We start from the raw sequence: 15,497 nt of genomic DNA, 5'->3' as shown, positions 1-15,497 counted from the left end.
GGCTCCTAGAGGGAGGAGAGGGCGGAGAAGGGCGCGCTGTTCAGCCGGACGCCGACGGAGCAGGCCACGGGCGCGGACCGCTCGGGGGCCGGCAGGAGAGCACGGGCGTCCTGCTGGGTGAGGACGACCTCGATGTGGTCGGCCTCCTCGGGCCGCAGGCCGCTGTCGCGGATCGTGATGCGGAGCGAGACATGGCCGTCGGCGTCCACGCAGGACGTGACGGTGCCGTCCACGACGCCGGGGATCACGGTGTGCTGTCGCACGGTGTTCCTCCACGGTGGTGGTGGGGGCAGGCGGAGCCGTGCCGGCTTGCGCTCACTGCTGCACGACGCGAACGGTCGCAGCGCCCAGGAGGCGGCACTGGCAGGCGAGCCGGTGGTTCCCGTCGGCCCGGCCGAGGTCCTCGAGGAAGTCCCTCTCGTCGGGATCGGCCTCCCCGAGCGACGCGGAGCCGTCGAGGACCTCGATGACGCAGGCGCCGCACGCGCCTGAGCGGCACCCGAACGGGATCAGCTGTTCCGGCCTCTCGTACTCGATGTCGGTGAGGCAGGAGCCGTCGGGCAGCAGGATCTCCACCCTGTCGGGCATAAGGGTGAGTTTGTTGAGCGGCATTGCTGTGCAGCCCCCTTGAGGCGGGTCGGGCATCCCGGCGCGCGGGACACGATGCGGTGACCGAGGCGCCGGTGTCACGCGGCCGACGCGGACGGGACGGCCGCGCGGTCGCGTGCACCGGGGAACGTGTCGGAGGAGTGCTCGGGCGCGAGCCGTTCGCCGGGGCGCAGGGTCACGGCCGCGTGGTTCACAGCGGTGCCGGCCTCGCCGAAGCCGACGGTGATCAGCGGGACGCGGCCCGGGTAGGTGCACACGTCGCCGACCGCGTGGACGCCGGGCAGGTTGGTGCTCATGGACCGGTCGACCCGGATCCTGCGGTGCTCCAGGTCGATTCCCCACTCGGCGACGGGACCGAGGCCGGAGGTGAAGCCGAGGGCGGCGACCAGCGCCTGCGACGGCAGGGTGAACACCTCCTCGCCTCGTCGGATCTCGACCTGCTCGAGCCGTTGGGCACCGTGGCAGGCGACCACCTCGGCGTCGGTGACGACCCGGACGGCGGAGGCGTACAGCTGCCGGACGCTGTACTCGTGGGCGCGGAAGGTGCCCCGCCGGTGGACGAGGGTCGTGCTGCGGGCCAGCGGGGCCAGGGCCAGCGCCCAGTCCACGGCACTGTCGCCGCCGCCGACCACGACTACGTCCCGTCCCGCGTGCGCCTCCAGACGCGGGACGTGGTAGGCGACGCCCCTGCCCTCGTACGGCACCGAGCAGGGCAGCCTGCGAGGCGCGAACCTGCCCAGCCCGGCGGCGATCACCACGGCTCCGGCGTCCACTGTGCCGCCGTCGTCGGTGCTCAGGGTCCAGCCTCCGGTTCGGCGGGCGAGGCCGACCACCGTCCGGCCGAGCAGGTACCGCGTATCGAACGGGGCGGCCTGCTCCAGCAGGTTGTCGATCAGCTGCCGCCCCTTGACGGCGGGGTAACCGGCCACGTCGTACAGCAGCTTCTCCGGGTAGAGAGCGGACACCTGGCCGCCGGGCTCGTCGAGCGCGTCGACCACCGCGGCCGACAGGCCCCGGAATCCGGCGTAGTACGCGGCGTACAGCCCGGCGGGTCCCGCGCCCACGACTGCGACGTCCACCGCCGCCTCGGCGGGCCGGTCGACGGCGCTCACGACTGCTGGCATGTCACGCTCCTCCTGCCTCGATTGCCGCGTACCTGTCGATACGCGGTGTGGGGCGGGCGCTGCCCGCCCCACCAGCCGACGATCTCGGCCGGCGGGCTCACGGCTGGAGCGCGGCGGCGCGCAGTTTCTCGTAGTACGGCTGGTGGTGATCGCGGTAGGCGCGCAGCACAGGGTCCGCCTCGACCGCCTCCGCTCCGCCGCTCCTGACCCGCGTGAAGGCCGTCGTCTCGCTGGTCGACCTGTGCCACTTGCTGGTCGACTGCCATTCCGGCCGCATGCCCGGCGCCCAGCTCAGCGCGTCCGGACGGAAGTCGATGCCCACCGCCGCGCAGTAGGCCCGCACGGTGTCCTCCGGCCGGTCGAGCAGATCGTCGGAGTCGATCACGACTGGCGTGCTGCCGGTGGCGGCCTGCACGGCCGTGAAGATCTCGTACAGCCGGGCGAAGCCGATCTCGTCGCGACCGAGGCCCGGGTGGAGCGCATGGTGCGACGCGATGGCCTCGGCCGGGTCCCGGATGATGAAGGTGTGGGTCGCCGCCGAGAGGAAGGACCCGTCGGCGAGAAGCGCCGGGTAGTGGAAGTCCGTGGTGTCCTTGAAGAACACCGGCTTCCTGGCCGCCATGGCCCGCAACGCCGCGAGCACGTCCCGCTCGTTGTGCGCGACCGTGTCGTCGACCTCCACCTCACCGAAGTCGACGACCCGGGAGAACGGCTCGTGCACGACGGCACAGTCGCCCCGCTCGGCCATCATCCGCGCGAAGGCGGTTGAGCGGCAGCGTGGTGCGCTCCACAGAGCGAGCACCGGGATCCGCTCCGGTTGATGTACCACGTTTTCCCCCTCTTCCCTGCTGGCCGTAAACCATTGCGGCGGCGTTCGAATCAATTCGAGAGTGACACGATGGCGGCCCGGGCGAGGTAACCAGAATTCGCAAACCAAGGGACGAGAAGTCAACGAAACACGCCCCCGCGAATACTCTTGACGCGGACGCATACGGTGCCGGCGCACTCGTAGTTTTCTTTCCACGCGGTAAGCCGGTGTGCCGCCCTGTGAACCGGGGGCCCTAATACGGAGGTCATGTGTCAGCGGCATCAGAGCGCCCAAGTGGCCGCAAGATCGCCATACTCGCCAGCCGGGTCGGCGCGGACGAGAAGAGACTGTTCGACGCATTCGACCGGCGCGGTGTGCCCGTCGACCACGTCGACACGCGCCGACAGTGGTTCCTGGCCGGCCGGTGCGACGTGCCGTGGACTTGCGCGCTGAACCGCGAGATAGGCCAGGTCCGCGCGGCCTACGCCGCCCGCAGCCTCGCCGCGGCCGGAGTCGAGGTGGTCAACAGCGCGGAGGCGACCGAGGTGTGCGGGGACAAGTGGCGCACCACCATGGCCCTGGAGGCCTCTCGGGTGCCGACACCGCGCACCGCGCTCGGCCTCACTCCGCAGGCGGCGCTGGACGCCCTTGACTCCATCGGCTACCCGGCACTGATCAAACCGCTGGTCGGCTCGTGGGGCCGGCTGGTGGCCCGGCTGCCCGACCGCGCCAGTGCCGAAGGTGTGCTCGAGTACGTCGCCGCGCTGCCCGGACCGCAGTCGCATCTCGGGTACGTGCAGGAGCTCATCGACAAGCCGGACAGGGACATCAGGGTGATCGTGGTCGGTGGTCAGGTGCTGGGCGCCGTCTACCGGACCAGCGAGTCCCTGCGGACCAATGTGGCACTCGGCGGACAGGCCAGGCCGTGCGAGGTGACACCGGAGATCGCCAAACTCTCCCTCGACGCGGCCACGGCCGTCGGCGCCGAGATCGCCGGTGTCGATCTGATCGAGGACCAGGACGGTCGGCTGCTGGTCCTGGAGGTCAACCACCGGGTCGAGTTCACCGGTTTCCAATCCGCACTCGGCGATCGGGTCGATGTCGCGGACCTCGTCGTCGACCACCTACTGGAACGGGCGCAACGATGAACTGGGCGTTCACTTCGTCCGGCACCGTCACCGAGACGTACGCCGCCGGACTGCTGCGCAACATGCTGGAGATCCCCTCCTCCTCCTACCAGGAGCGCGCGCTGGCCGACTACTTGGCCGAGGCGATGTCGGCCCTGGGGTTCGAGGCCCACATCGACGGCGTGGGCAACGTGATCGGCACGATCGAGCGCGGTGCCGGCCCGACCCTGATGCTCCTCGGGCACATGGACACCGTCCCGGGCCATGTCCTGGTCCGTTCCGAGGACGGACGTCTCTATGGCCGAGGCGCGGTGGACGCGAAGGGACCGCTCGCGGCGATGATCTGCGCGGCGGCCGGGGCGGTGGACTTCCCCGGCCGGATCGTGGTGGTCGGCGTCGTCGAGGAGGAAACCCCGCAGTCCCGTGGAGCGATGGCGATCCGGGCCACGCACGACCGGCCGGACGCGCTGATCATCGGCGAACCGAGCGGCTGGTCCAGCGTGGTACTCGGCTACAAGGGCAAGCTCGACCTGCGCTACACCGTGAAGCGTCCCGCCACGCACCCGAGCAACCCGGCGCCCAAGGCGTCCGAACTGGCCGCCGCGTGCTGGCAGGCGCTGGTCGAGCTGCTCGGGCCGGACATGGACCACGGCGTGTTCGACCAGCCCGGCGCGACCCTGTGCCGGCTCAACGGCGACCTGACCACGGCGACGGCGGACCTCAGCGTCCGCACTCCACCGGAGTTCGACGTCGACGGGTTCGTGAGCGAGCTGCGTGCGCGTCTGTCGGCCGGTGATCTCGAGGTGCTGAACTCGGTCGCGGCCTGCCGAGTGGGGCGGGCCGACCCGGCTGTCCGCGCGCTGGTGTCCGGGATCCGGCGGCTGCACGCCCGACCGCGCCTGGTGGTGAAAACGGCCACCTCGGACATGAACACGCTCGCGGAGGCCTGGGACGTCCCGATGGCGACCTACGGACCGGGCGACAGCAGTCTCGATCACGCCGACGACGAGCACATCGTGCTCTCGGACTACCAGCGCGGCATCGACGTGCTGACCACCGCCATCTCGGAGCTGGCACACCTGCCCGTTCGCCCGGGCGGCCGGGTGGACGACGCACCACCGCGCGTGAGGAGTCTCAGGTGACAGACATGGCCCAGCGCCTCGCCGCGTTGCCCGTTCAGCGCCGCGCACGGTTCCTCGCCCGGCTCAGGGAGCATGCGAAGGCCGCGACGAGGCGTGGCCCGACGTCACGCGGTGACACGGGCCCGACGCCCCTGTCGTACGAGCAGGAGTCGCTCCGGTTCCTCCACCACCCGGCACCGGGCGTCCCCGGCACCCCGCTGTGCCTGCGTCTGCGGGGTGAGCTGAACGCGGAGGCGTTGCACTCTGCGCTGTCCGCGACCGTGGCGAGGCATGAGGCGCTGCGGACCTCGATCGCGCAGCGCGAGGGCGGCCCGATGCAGGTCGTCGTGGCCACGGTCCCGGTCGAGATGCCGGTCCTCGAAGCGGAGGGCGAGGACCACGGGCAGAGGCTGGCCGCGGCCCGGGCACTGGTCGAGCGACAGGTCGCGAGCCCGTTCGACGTGAACCGCACGCCGATGTGGCGCGCGATGCTGGTCAAGGTGGCCCCGGACGACCACCTGTTCCTCTTCGACGTGCCCGCCGTCGTCTGCGACGCCTCGTCGCGTGACCTGCTGCTGCGCGAACTCGCCGAAACCTACCGGTCGTCGCGCGAGGGTGGCGCACCGCGACTGCCCGACCTGCCCGTGCAGTACCCGGACTACGCCGTATGGCAGCGCGACCGCCTCGGCGGCGACCGGGGCCGACTCGCCGCGTACTGGCGCGACAAGCTCGCGGGTGCCGAGGTGCTGGAGTTCCCGGCCGACCGGCCCCGGGGCGAGACGCGGACCCGCGCGGGCGGCAGAGCCGGCTTCGCCCTCGGGCACGAGGCGCTGGAACGGGCGCAGGAGCTGGCCCGGCAGGAGGGCGCGAGTCCGTTCGACGTCCTCGTCGCCGCCTTCTTCACCCTGCTGCACCGCTACACCGGCCTGGACGACCTGGTGATCGGCTCGCCCGAGACGACCCGGCAGCACGACGAGGTGTCCTCGGTGATCGGACTCTTCACGGACCTGCGGGTGCTGCGCGCGGACCTCTCCGGTGACCCGACCTTCCGCGCGCTGGTCCAACGGATCGGGCGTGTGACGCGCGACGCGTCCGAGCACGGTGGTCTGCCGTTCGGCGAGCTGGTCGCCGCGGTCGACCCGGTCGTCGGTCCGTCGTGCTCACCGATCTTCCAGATCGTGTTCGGCGTGGAGCACGCGGCCCCCCCGGCGGGCCTATCCGACTTGTCCGTATCGCCCGAGGACGTCCGGACCGGCACCACCCCGTTCGACATGACCTGGACCCTGGTGGAGCAGCCGGACTCCGGCGCCGATCCACACCTCGCCATCGATTTCGACACGGACCTGTTCGACGCCGAGAGCATCGCCAGGTTCGCCCGGCACTACGACGGACTGCTGCACACCCTGACCGCGACCCCCGACGCTCCCCTGTCCGCCGTCGAGATGCTGAGCCCGGCGGACAAGGAGTTCCTGGCCCGCGCCGCCCAGGGCCCGGTGCGCCCGATACGCGAGTCCACCGTGGTGGCCGAGTTCGAGGCGCGTGTCCAGGAGGCCCCGGACAGCGTGGCGGTCGTCGTCGACGGCGTCGGCACCAGCTACGCCGACCTCAACGCCGGAGCGAACCGGCTCGCCGCCCTGCTGCGCCGGCACGGTGTCGAGCCGGGCGCACGGGTCGGCCTCTGTCTGGGCAGGAACGTGGACGTGCCGACCGCGATGCTCGCGGTGCTCAAGACCGGCGCGGCCTACGTGCCGCTCGACCCGGCGCATCCCCCCGGGCGGGTGGCGGAGATCGCCGCCGACGCGGACCTGGGGGTGGTGATCGCGCACGCCGGGGCCGACCGGGCCCTGAGCGAGGTCCACGTGCCCGTCCTGACGCTGGACGACGTCCGTGGGGCACTGGCGGCGCTGCCCGATCACAACCCCCCGCTCGCGGCGCGGTCCTCAGACGTCGCGTACGTCATCTACACCTCCGGCAGCACCGGCAAACCGAAGGGGGTACTCCTCGAGCACCGCGGCCTGGTCAACTTCGTCGACTCCACGCGGGAGCTGTTCGACCTGACACCGGCCGACCGGGTGCTCGGGTTCGCTTCGATCACCTTCGACGTCTCCGTGTTCGAGACGTTCTCGGCGCTGCTGACCGGAGCCCGTGTCTGCCTGGCCACCGACGAGGAACGGCTGTCCGTCGACCGGCTCCAGTCGCTGATGGAGCAGGCCGGCGTCACCGTCGTCGACCTGCCCCCGACCGTGATGCCGCTGCTGGAGCCGGAACGGTTCACCGACCTGCGGATCGCGTTCGTCGGCGGCGAGGCGTTCAGCGGTGAACTGGTCAACCGGTGGAACCCCGGCAGGCGGCTGTTCAACGGCTACGGGCCGACCGAGTGCACGGTGACGATGATCGTCGAGGAGTGCCCGGGTACCTGGGACGTCTCGCCTCCGATCGGCCTGCCCATGACCAACCATGTGGCGCACGTACTCGACCGCGATCTGCGCCAGGTGCCGATCGGCGTACCGGGCGAACTCGTCATCGGGGGCGGTGGTCTGGCGCGTGGCTACCTCAACCGGGACGAGCTGACCGCCCAGAAGTTCATCGCCGATCCCTTCGGCACCGCGCCCGGTGGGCGGCTGTACCGGACAGGGGACCTGGTGAAGCGGTTGGCGGACGGACGCCTGGTCTTCCTCGGCCGGATCGACCAACAGGTCAAGATTCGCGGGCTGCGGATCGAACTGGGTGAGGTGGAGTCGGCGCTGACCGGGTTCGACGGGATCGGCCCGGTCAGCGTGCGGGCGTGGACCGACGACAAGGGAGCCAAGCACCTGGTCGGTTATCTGACCGGGATCACCGAGCACCAGGCGCCGGCGGTTCGCGAGTATCTGGGCGCACACCTTCCGTCATACATGATCCCGTCGTACTTCGTGGTCCTCGACGAGCTTCCGCTCACCAGCAGCGGCAAGGTCGACTGGCGCAGGCTGCCCGCGCCGGACCTGAGCCGCGCGGGCGAGGAGCACAGCGACGAGTCGCTCACCGCGACGGAACGCGGGCTGCTGCGCGAGGTGCTCGCTCCCCTGCTGCGCGACGACCGGATCGGCGTGCGCGACGACTTCTTCCTCGCGGGCGGCAACAGTCTGCAGGCCGTTCAGCTGATGTCGGCGATCAACCGCAGGTTCGGAGTGGAGATCGCGCTCGGCGACTTCTTCGCCTCGCCCACCGTCGCGCACCTGGCCGCCACCATCGACGCCGTGCGCGCCGCACGAGGTGATGACGACGGCGATCCGCTCGACGCGTGGGAGAGCCTGTCCAGGCAGGAGGTCGCCCGGACCGCCGGGCCGGGAGAGGACCGGGCACCCGTGGTGATGCGTGCGTCGGGTCCGGCGCAGGCGATTCTGCTGCACCCGTCGGGCGGTGCGCTCTTCTGCTACGTGCCGCTGGTCAGGGCACTGCGCGAGGACGTCGGTGTGACCGGATTCGCCGCCGATCCACGCGACGCCTCTGTGGCCCCGCGGGACGGACTGGCGACGACCGCCTCCAGGATCGCGCGGTACCTGGTCGAGACCGGCCTGCCCCGGTCGTGCTGCCTGGCCGGCTGGTCCTACGGCGGTGTGCTCGCCTTCGAGGTCGCCCGGCAGATCGAGCAGAAGACCGGAGAACGGCCTCCGGTGGTTCTGCTGGACGCCGCCTACGACGAGGACTCCGTCCGCCTCGACGAGGAGACGGTGCGGCAACGGTTCGTGCACGACGTCGTGAGGCTGACGGGGCGCGACGGCCCTCGGGTGCGCGCGGTCCTCGACCCCGCCGCCGGCGTGGCCGACGTCGGAAGGACGCTGACCGGCTTCGGCATCGAACTCACCGAGGCCGAGCTGACCTCCCGGTTCGAGACGTACCGGTCCTGTGCCCTGTCCATGCAGGCATACCGCCCGCCGGGGCCGTACGGCGGACCGGTCACCGTGCTCACCGCGTCATCTCACATCGCCGTGGAAGAGCAGTGGCGGGCAGTGTGCACGGGTCCGTTCCGGGCCGAGAGCGTGCCTGGCGACCACTACACCCTTTTCACGGAAACGGCGTTGAGCCGGGTCGTCGCGGCGATCGAAGAGACGCTCGCCCTTTGAGGAGACGTACATGCGGTTCGGGTTCACTGAGGATCAACAGCGGTTCCGGGCGGACGTGCGGAAGGCGCTGCGCTCCGCCGAGGTGCGTGCCGCGGCGGCGGACGCCACCGGCGCGGACGGTGTCGAGCCGGACGCGCGTCCGCTCTACCGTCTGCTCGGAAAGCTGGGCCTGCTCGCCGTGCACTGGCCCGTCGAGTTCGGCGGAGAGGGCCGCCCCCTCACCGACGCCGCGATCGTCGCGGAGGAACTGGTGCGCGCGGGAGTGCCGGACACGTTCCACGTCAACACCATCCAGATCGTCGGCCAGTTCCTGCTGATGGCGGGCAGCGACGAGCAGAAGCGGCGGTACCTGCCCGCGCTGGCCCGCGGGGAGAGTTTCGCCTCAGTGCTCTACACCGAACCGGACGCCGGGTCGGACCTCGCCGCGCTGCGGACCATTGCCGAACCGGACGGCGGCGGCTACCGGATCACCGGCACGAAGGTGTTCAGCCTCAAGACCCGGTTCGTCGACCTCGCCCTGTGCGCGGCCCGTACGACGCCGGGTGCCGGGAAGTACCAGGGAATCAGTCTGTTCCTGGTCGACCTGGGCGCATCGGGTGTGACGGTGTCGGTTGTCCCCGGCGTCGGCGACGAGCACTTTCACCGGGTGGACCTCGACTCGGTCCCGGTCCCGGGTGACGGCCTCCTCGGTCCGCGCGACCAGGGGTGGCCGCTGCTCAACGAGGCTCTGGCCATCGAACGCACCGGTCTCGACTACTACCTCAAGGCGGAGCACTGGCTCGAGGCCGCGCTGGACGCACTGGTCGACGACGCCCCTGACTCCCCGCACGACGACCGCGTCGAGCAGATCGGCCGATGGCATGGCGCGCTCGCGGCGGACCACGTCCTCGCCTGGGAGGCACTTACCGGCCTCGCGTCGGACCAGGTCGATCACGTCTCGACGGCCGTCGCCAAGTACCACAGCAGCGAACTCGCCCAGAGCATCGCGGTGTGGGCCGCCAACATCCCCAGCCCCCAGCAGCGGGCGAACCGCACCAGGGCGGCTCTGACCCTGGACTCCGCCTACCGGGAGGCGCCGGGGCTCACACTGTCGGCAGGGACCTCCGAGGTGATGCTCCAGATCATGGCCGCCGCGTTCGACTCCATCGGACAGGAAGAGCACTGACATGGACCTCACCCCCGATCCGCTCAGCATCCAGGTGCGCAAGGCGTTGCGTACGGGCCTTTCCGGCGTCCCCGCCCGGATGGAGCTGCACGGCGCGCCGGTGGCCGACGGAGCCGTCGGCCCCACCAGGGCGGTGCTCGACGAACTGGACGCTGCCGATTTCGAACGGTCAGCCTCCGTCGGCGGCCTCGGCCTCGGTCTGACGGCCGGGGTGCTCGTCAGTGAGGAACTCGGCCGCGCGGCACGCGGCAACTCCTACCGGGCCGACGCGATGGCAGCCGACATGGGTGCTCCGGCGGGCGCGGCACTGGCCGGGCTGGAGACCCTGCCGGTCGGCAGTGGGATCACCGCGGCCCCGCGAGCGGGTGGCTGGGAGCTGACCGGCATGGTCACGGTCGACGCCGCGGAACCCGGGCCGGTTCTGGTGGCCACCAGGACGGGCGGCGAGCCGGTGCTCGTCGCCGTGGAGCACCGAGCGGCCGGCCGCACCACGGAGAGCGGGTGCTGGCCCCCGGTCGTACAGTTCGATGCCACACCGGTCACCGCGGCGAACGTGGTGGGGCCCCTGGACGACTCGCCCACCGGCCCCCTCACCCGGGCGCGGCTGCGGCAGGCCGCCTACCTCCTGGGCATCGCCGACGGCGCGCACCGGGTCGCGGTGCGTCACGCCGGTGTCCGGCGGCAGTTCGACACCACGCTGCGTGATCTGCCGGCGGTGTCGTTCCCGCTGGCGCGGGCCATGGTGGCGTTGCGCGCGACCAGGGCTGCGGTGTACCGGGGCGCCTGGTTGGTCGATTCGGAGCCGGACGCCGTCGGCACCGCGCCGGTCATGGCCCTGGCGATGGCCGCCGAGACCGCGCGCGACGTGGTGCGGCTGAGCATGCAGAGCTGCGGGGTGCGCGCGATGACGGCAGAACTCGGTCTGCACCGGTACTTCCGACTGGCCGCGGCCGAGTCCGCCCGGTATGGCGATCCCGCCGCGCTATGGCGGATCGTCGGCGCCGACCGCATCCGCGCGGCCCGGTACGCCGCGGCCGGCACGGAGCCTGGGGTCATGGCGCCGGGCCGGCCCTAGGGGGTCACCTCGCGGGCAGGCCCCCCGGCGACAGGACGCCCTGGTCACCGAGGGACTGTCCGGTCGTGTGGATGAGTCCGGTCCGGTAGACCAGTGAGACGAGCTCCGCGCGGTCGCGGACGCCGAGTTTGTTGCGCACCCGATAGAGATGCGTACGGACCGTGGCCTCGCCGATGATCAGCTCGCGGGCCACCTCCTCCGTGGACATTCCCCGCGCCATCATCCGGGTCACCTCCCGTTCCCGCGGGGTCAGCTCGATCACCTCCGGGCACGTCGCGGCTTCCTGAGGCTCCGGCTGCGCGCGGAACCAGGTGACCAGGCGCTGCGCAATGCTCGGCGCGAGTATGGTCTGCCCGGCGGCCGCCGCCCGGACCGCAGTGATCAACTCCTGAGGACTCGTGTCCTTGCCGAGCAGGCAGCTCGCGCCGGCGTGCAGCACGTCGCTCACCGTCTTGTCGGCGTCGGACGCGGTGAACACCACGACGGTGGGCGGCTCGTCCTCCTTGGCGAGTCTGCGGATCAACTCGAGGCCGGAGATGGTCTGGAGGTTCAGATCCGTGACCACGACGTCCGGCCGCGTGGTGCGCACGGAGACAATGGCCTCCATGCCGTTGTCGGTCGTACCGATCACTTCGATGTCCGGCACCGCATCGAGGAGGGTCTTGAGACCGTCCGCGATCACAGGCAACTGGTCACAGATGAGCACCCGAATGGTCATTGTGTTCCCCTCGATAAGGATGACGAAGAAAGCCTCGTTGTCCCGAACGGAATCGCGGCGCGCGACGGCGCGGGGCTCGCCCCGGAAGGGCATTTTTGTTCGGCCTCATCGACGTGACGAGCGGCAACGCGTGTGACGCGAGGGGAGACCGGACGCGGGTCCACCGCCCAATGCGGTGTCGATTCTCAGCAGCGGCTCTTCCGGGTGGCCGCGCTGGCGGGCCGCAACCGGTGGCCGCGGCCCAACGGCTCAGCCGTTGCCGTTGTTGTCACCCGACTCGGCGACGACCACGCCCGTCGACGAGGCGAAGGCGGCGGTCCGCTGCTGGGCCGTCTCCGGCGCGGCGGGGCTGGAAGAGGCCGTGAATCCACCCAGAAGTGCCCCGAGAGCGATGACGGAGGCGGCGGCGGCAGGGGCGAAGCGCATGAGCGAACTCCTTCGGAAGGCCGGCTGTTTCGACTGCGCTGATATTCCCGGTCCGTCTTCCCGGCCCGTTCCCCTCTGGACACCCGCTCGGTCCCCGTGTCGTCGGCCGCCCGACGTGCGGGAATCACCGTGCGGTCTCGGGCACGTTCATGAGCGAGAAGAGGTGGTCCGCCGCTGAGCGGTGCTCCCGGGCCGTCTGCGGGTGTCCCTGGGCCTCGGCGGTACGGGCGAGGCCCCACAGCGCGCACGCCTCGTCGTAGCGCAACTCCATGCGGCAGGCGATCTCGTGAGCCAGAAGCTGCTGAGCCTGCGCCGTGTCCAGGTCCCCCTGCGCGTGCCGCACGCGCCCGACCGAGAGGTGCACGGCGGCACGGTGGATGTCGTCGGTGCTGCTGGTGGCCTTGGCGAGTGCGTGGTCGGCGCTCTGCGCCGCCTCGTCCAGCTCTCCCATGCGCACCAACACGTCGGCCCTGCGGGCAAGTACGAGCGGCAGCACGGAGTGCATGCTCATACGCTGGCACCGTTCCAGCGCCGCGTCAGCGCAAGCCAGCGCCTCCTCGAAGCGGCCGAGGCGCTCGATCGCCTGGGACAGATTGCTCAGCGCGTCCACGGAGAGCTGTATCTCCTTGATCGAGTCGAAGATGGCCACCGCCCGCTCCGCCGACTCCGCCGCCTCCTCGAACCGTCCGAGCCGCACCTGGGCCAGGCTCAGGGTGCTCAGCGACGAGCCGTCGAGCCGGATGAAGCCGAGCTCCTGCGCACAGGCATTGGCCTCCTGGCAGAGCCGCAGGGCGCGTTCCAGTTCCCCCATGCTGGTGCAGGCCTGACCCAGCCGGGCCCGGCACTCCGCCTCGCTGTGCACATCCTCCATCTGCCGGGACAGGTCCACGGCTTCCTCCAGCCGGGCGACCGCGTCGCGCAACTGCCCCAGCCGCCACTTGCCCATGGCCAGATTCATCAGGTTCAGCCTGGTCAGCGGCCGGTCCCCGAGCTGTTGCGACGCCCTGACACCCATCTCCAGCGCCGCGTTCGCACTGACGTCGTAGCCGCGGATGCTGGAGTGAAAGCCCAGTTCGCGCGGGAGCCGCGCGGCGTGCCACAGGAGTCCCTCGTGGTACGCGGCGTCCACCGCCGCGAGCAGACTGTCGCGGTGCTGGTCGAGCCACTGGAGGGCCTTTTCCTTGTGGTCGAAGTCCTGGTGCGTCCCGCCCTCTTCGTCGCGGTCCCCGAAGCGGCGCCGTCCGGGGAACAGTCTGTCGCACGCGCGTTCCGCCGTGTCCAAGTAGTGGTCCAGCAGTCGCCGCACCGCCTGCCCGTCCGCCGGCGTCTTCTGCCCCTGCGCGACCCGTTGCACGAAGCTGCGCACCAGATCGTGCAGGGCGTACACCCCCGGTTCCCTGGCCTCCAGCAGCCTCACGTCGACCAGTTCTTCCAGCGCGTCCTCGGCCGTCAGGGCATCGGTGTCCAACAGTGCGGCGGCTTCTTCGGCGTCCAGATAGCGTCCGGGGTGGTGTCCCAGAAGCCGGAAGGCCGTTCGCTGGTCGTCGGGCATGGACTGGTACGACAGCAGCAACGCACCGGCGACCCCCCTGCCCTCACTGGTGAGTTCGTCCAGGCGCCGGTCGTGGTCCCGCAGCCGCTCGACGAGCCGCTCCACGGTCCAGTGCGGACGGTTCGCCAGCCGGGCGGCGGCGATCCTGACCGCCAGCGGAAGACCTCCGCACAGCCGTAGCAGCTCACGGGCCGCGTCCGGCTCCTTCTCGACGCGTTCGGCGCCGAGGGTGTTGCGAAGGATCTGGTGGCTGTCCGGCTCCGGCAGGGCACCCACGGAGAGCCATTCGGCTCCGTCCAGTCCAGTCAGTCGCGGGCGGCTGGTGATCAGGACCAGGCTGTCGGAGGAGGCGGGGATCAGCGCCCTCACCTGCTCGGACGCGGCGGCGTTGTCCAGGACCAGCAGCATGCGGCGGCCCCGCATGTAGGACTGCCACCGCGCGGCACGTCCCGCCGGCACCGTGGGTATCTCCTCGCTGGGGATGCCGGCGGCGGCGAGCAGGTCTCCTTGGGCGTGGAACGCGCTGACCGGCGTCTGGCCCGGTGTGAAGCCGTGCAGGTCGATGAAGAGACTGCCGTCCGGGTACTGCTCGGCCAGTTGATGGGTGGCGCGGATGGCCAGTGCCGTCTTGCCGCCTCCGCCCATGCCGTCGAGGGCCAGGACCGTCGGCGCCCCCTCCGGGGCACGTCTGGCCGCATCGCAGACCCACTGCAACTCGCCACTGCGGCCCGAGAAGTCGGGCACGTCGAACGGAAGCGCGTGCGGAGCCTCGGACACCTGGTCCGGGACACGGGACGTGGCGCGTTCCGGGCGGGTGAGCGACGGGTCCTGGCGCAGGATGCGTTCGTGCAGACCGGTCAGCTCCGCGCTCGGGTCGATGCCCAGTTCGTCCGAGAGGTGTCCTCGCGCTCGGGCGAACTCGTCCAGCGCGGCGGCCTGTTGGCCGGAGTGGTAGAGGGCCAGCATCAGCCGGCTGCGGAGCGACTCGCGCAGCGGATGCTCGTCGACGAGGGCCCGCAGCTCGCCCGTGATCCCGGCGGCCTCGCCCGCGTCGATGCCCAGATCGTAGAGCTGCTCGGCGGCGGTGAGCCGTTGCTCCTCCAGAGCCGTCGAGGCGGCGTCGACCACACGCCCGCCGGACCCGGCCAGCACCGGTCCCCGCCACAGCGCCAGCGCCTCACGCAACTGTGCGGCGGCCCGCTCCCTCTCCCCCGCGTCCAGTGATTCCCTGGCCTGTCGCAACAGCCTCTGGTGGCGCAGAAGATCGAGTTGTTCGGTGTCCACGACCGCGCGGTAGCCGGGCCCGTCGGTGACGACGATCTCGGGGCCGTGCGGAATGCGGCTGCGCAGTTTGGCAACCGTCTTGCGCACCTGGTGCTCGGCGCTGTCCGGCGGTTCTTCGTCCCACGCGGCCGCCATCAGACGGGAGACGGGCACGACGCGCCCGGCCTCCAGGAGCAGCATCACGAGAACGCGCCGTTGCAGAGCCCCGTTGATCGCTATGCGTTCGCTGCCGCTGCGGACTTCCAGCGACCCCAGAACGGCGAATTCTGGTTCTGGACTTGTCTCGTTTTCAATATTCTTGGATGTCGCGGCCCGCACCTTGCCCTCCCCCGTCAGCGATGAGATGGGACACACGTCAACGCGAGCGTAAATCATCTCGCCGATG

12 protein-coding genes are annotated in these 15,497 nt (G+C 71.0%); 5 read left to right on the top strand and 7 right to left on the bottom strand.

Features of this window, described 5'->3' with window-relative positions:
* Positions 1-5: 5 nt before the first annotated feature.
* The 4 genes from M6G08_RS08235 to M6G08_RS08220 all read right to left on the bottom strand — a co-directional run bounded on the left by M6G08_RS08235 (position 6) and on the right by M6G08_RS08220 (position 2,562).
* Complete coding sequence (locus tag M6G08_RS08235) at positions 6-263, bottom strand: hypothetical protein (protein WP_272586512.1); 258 nt, start codon at positions 261-263, stop codon at positions 6-8.
* A 52-nt stretch (positions 264-315) separates the two neighbouring features.
* Positions 316-588, bottom strand: coding sequence for a 2Fe-2S iron-sulfur cluster-binding protein (locus M6G08_RS08230; RefSeq protein WP_256356397.1), 273 nt, complete (start codon positions 586-588; stop codon positions 316-318).
* A 98-nt stretch (positions 589-686) separates the two neighbouring features.
* On the bottom strand, positions 687-1,733 hold the full coding sequence (locus tag M6G08_RS08225) for an NAD(P)/FAD-dependent oxidoreductase (RefSeq protein ID WP_272586511.1): 1,047 nt from the start codon (positions 1,731-1,733) through the stop codon (positions 687-689).
* 97 nt (positions 1,734-1,830) lie between these two features.
* Positions 1,831-2,562 (bottom strand): sulfotransferase-like domain-containing protein, encoded by a 732-nt coding sequence (locus tag M6G08_RS08220; protein ID WP_272586510.1) that lies wholly within the window; start codon positions 2,560-2,562, stop codon positions 1,831-1,833.
* 248 nt (positions 2,563-2,810) lie between these two features.
* Here M6G08_RS08220 and lysX point away from each other — a divergent pair, with 248 nt between their 5' ends.
* From lysX to M6G08_RS08195, 5 genes are read left to right on the top strand one after another with little or no spacing between them, the layout of a single operon-like run.
* Positions 2,811-3,689 carry a lysine biosynthesis protein LysX gene (gene lysX, locus M6G08_RS08215; protein ID WP_272586509.1) on the top strand — a complete coding sequence of 293 codons (879 nt, stop codon included), beginning with the start codon at positions 2,811-2,813 and terminating at the stop codon, positions 3,687-3,689.
* On the top strand, positions 3,686-4,810 hold the full coding sequence (locus tag M6G08_RS08210; RefSeq protein ID WP_272586508.1) for a M20/M25/M40 family metallo-hydrolase: 1,125 nt from the start codon (positions 3,686-3,688) through the stop codon (positions 4,808-4,810). Before lysX ends, M6G08_RS08210 begins: the two co-directional genes overlap by 4 nt.
* Before the next feature lie 5 nt (positions 4,811-4,815).
* Entirely contained in the window at positions 4,816-8,892 is a 4,077-nt protein-coding gene (locus M6G08_RS08205; RefSeq protein ID WP_272591287.1) for a non-ribosomal peptide synthetase, read from the top strand.
* A 10-nt stretch (positions 8,893-8,902) separates the two neighbouring features.
* Entirely contained in the window at positions 8,903-10,057 is a 1,155-nt protein-coding gene (locus M6G08_RS08200; RefSeq protein ID WP_272586507.1) for an acyl-CoA dehydrogenase family protein, read from the top strand.
* Position 10,058: 1 nt separating this feature from the next.
* Positions 10,059-11,132, top strand: a complete 1,074-nt coding sequence (locus M6G08_RS08195; RefSeq protein WP_272586506.1) for an acyl-CoA dehydrogenase family protein — start codon at positions 10,059-10,061, stop codon at positions 11,130-11,132.
* Positions 11,133-11,136: 4 nt separating this feature from the next.
* Here M6G08_RS08195 and M6G08_RS08190 read toward each other — a convergent pair whose 3' ends face one another.
* The 3 genes from M6G08_RS08190 to M6G08_RS08180 all read right to left on the bottom strand — a co-directional run bounded on the left by M6G08_RS08190 (position 11,137) and on the right by M6G08_RS08180 (position 15,430).
* Positions 11,137-11,943: a response regulator gene (locus M6G08_RS08190; protein ID WP_272586505.1), complete on the bottom strand. Its 807-nt coding sequence runs from the start codon at positions 11,941-11,943 to the stop codon at positions 11,137-11,139.
* Between the two features lie 156 nt (positions 11,944-12,099).
* Positions 12,100-12,276 (bottom strand): hypothetical protein, encoded by a 177-nt coding sequence (locus M6G08_RS08185; RefSeq protein ID WP_272586504.1) that lies wholly within the window; start codon positions 12,274-12,276, stop codon positions 12,100-12,102.
* Positions 12,277-12,400: 124 nt separating this feature from the next.
* A complete protein-coding gene (locus tag M6G08_RS08180) occupies positions 12,401-15,430 on the bottom strand; it encodes an AfsR/SARP family transcriptional regulator (RefSeq protein ID WP_272591286.1) in 3,030 nt (1,009 codons plus the stop codon).
* Between the last annotated feature and the right edge of the window lie 67 nt (positions 15,431-15,497).

Source organism: Streptomyces sp. M92 (assembly GCF_028473745.1).
Classification (GTDB): Bacteria; Actinomycetota; Actinomycetes; order Streptomycetales; family Streptomycetaceae; genus Streptomyces.
This window is presented reverse-complemented; position numbering and strand designations above follow the sequence as displayed.

Bases quoted from the DNA above. Each gene is read 5' to 3' on its own strand.
- M6G08_RS08200 (WP_272586507.1), top strand. From the start codon at position 8,903: ATGCGGTTCGGGTTCACTGAGGATCAACAGCGGTTCCGGGCGGACGTG.
- M6G08_RS08230 (WP_256356397.1), bottom strand. From the start codon at position 588: ATGCCCGACAGGGTGGAGATCCTGCTGCCCGACGGCTCCTGCCTCACC.
- M6G08_RS08225 (WP_272586511.1), bottom strand. From the start codon at position 1,733: ATGCCAGCAGTCGTGAGCGCCGTCGACCGGCCCGCCGAGGCGGCGGTG.
- M6G08_RS08185 (WP_272586504.1), bottom strand. From the start codon at position 12,276: ATGCGCTTCGCCCCTGCCGCCGCCGCCTCCGTCATCGCTCTCGGGGCA.
- M6G08_RS08205 (WP_272591287.1), top strand. From the start codon at position 4,816: ATGGCCCAGCGCCTCGCCGCGTTGCCCGTTCAGCGCCGCGCACGGTTC.
- M6G08_RS08190 (WP_272586505.1), bottom strand. From the start codon at position 11,943: ATGCCCTTCCGGGGCGAGCCCCGCGCCGTCGCGCGCCGCGATTCCGTT.
- M6G08_RS08210 (WP_272586508.1), top strand. From the start codon at position 3,686: ATGAACTGGGCGTTCACTTCGTCCGGCACCGTCACCGAGACGTACGCC.
- M6G08_RS08195 (WP_272586506.1), top strand. From the start codon at position 10,059: ATGGACCTCACCCCCGATCCGCTCAGCATCCAGGTGCGCAAGGCGTTG.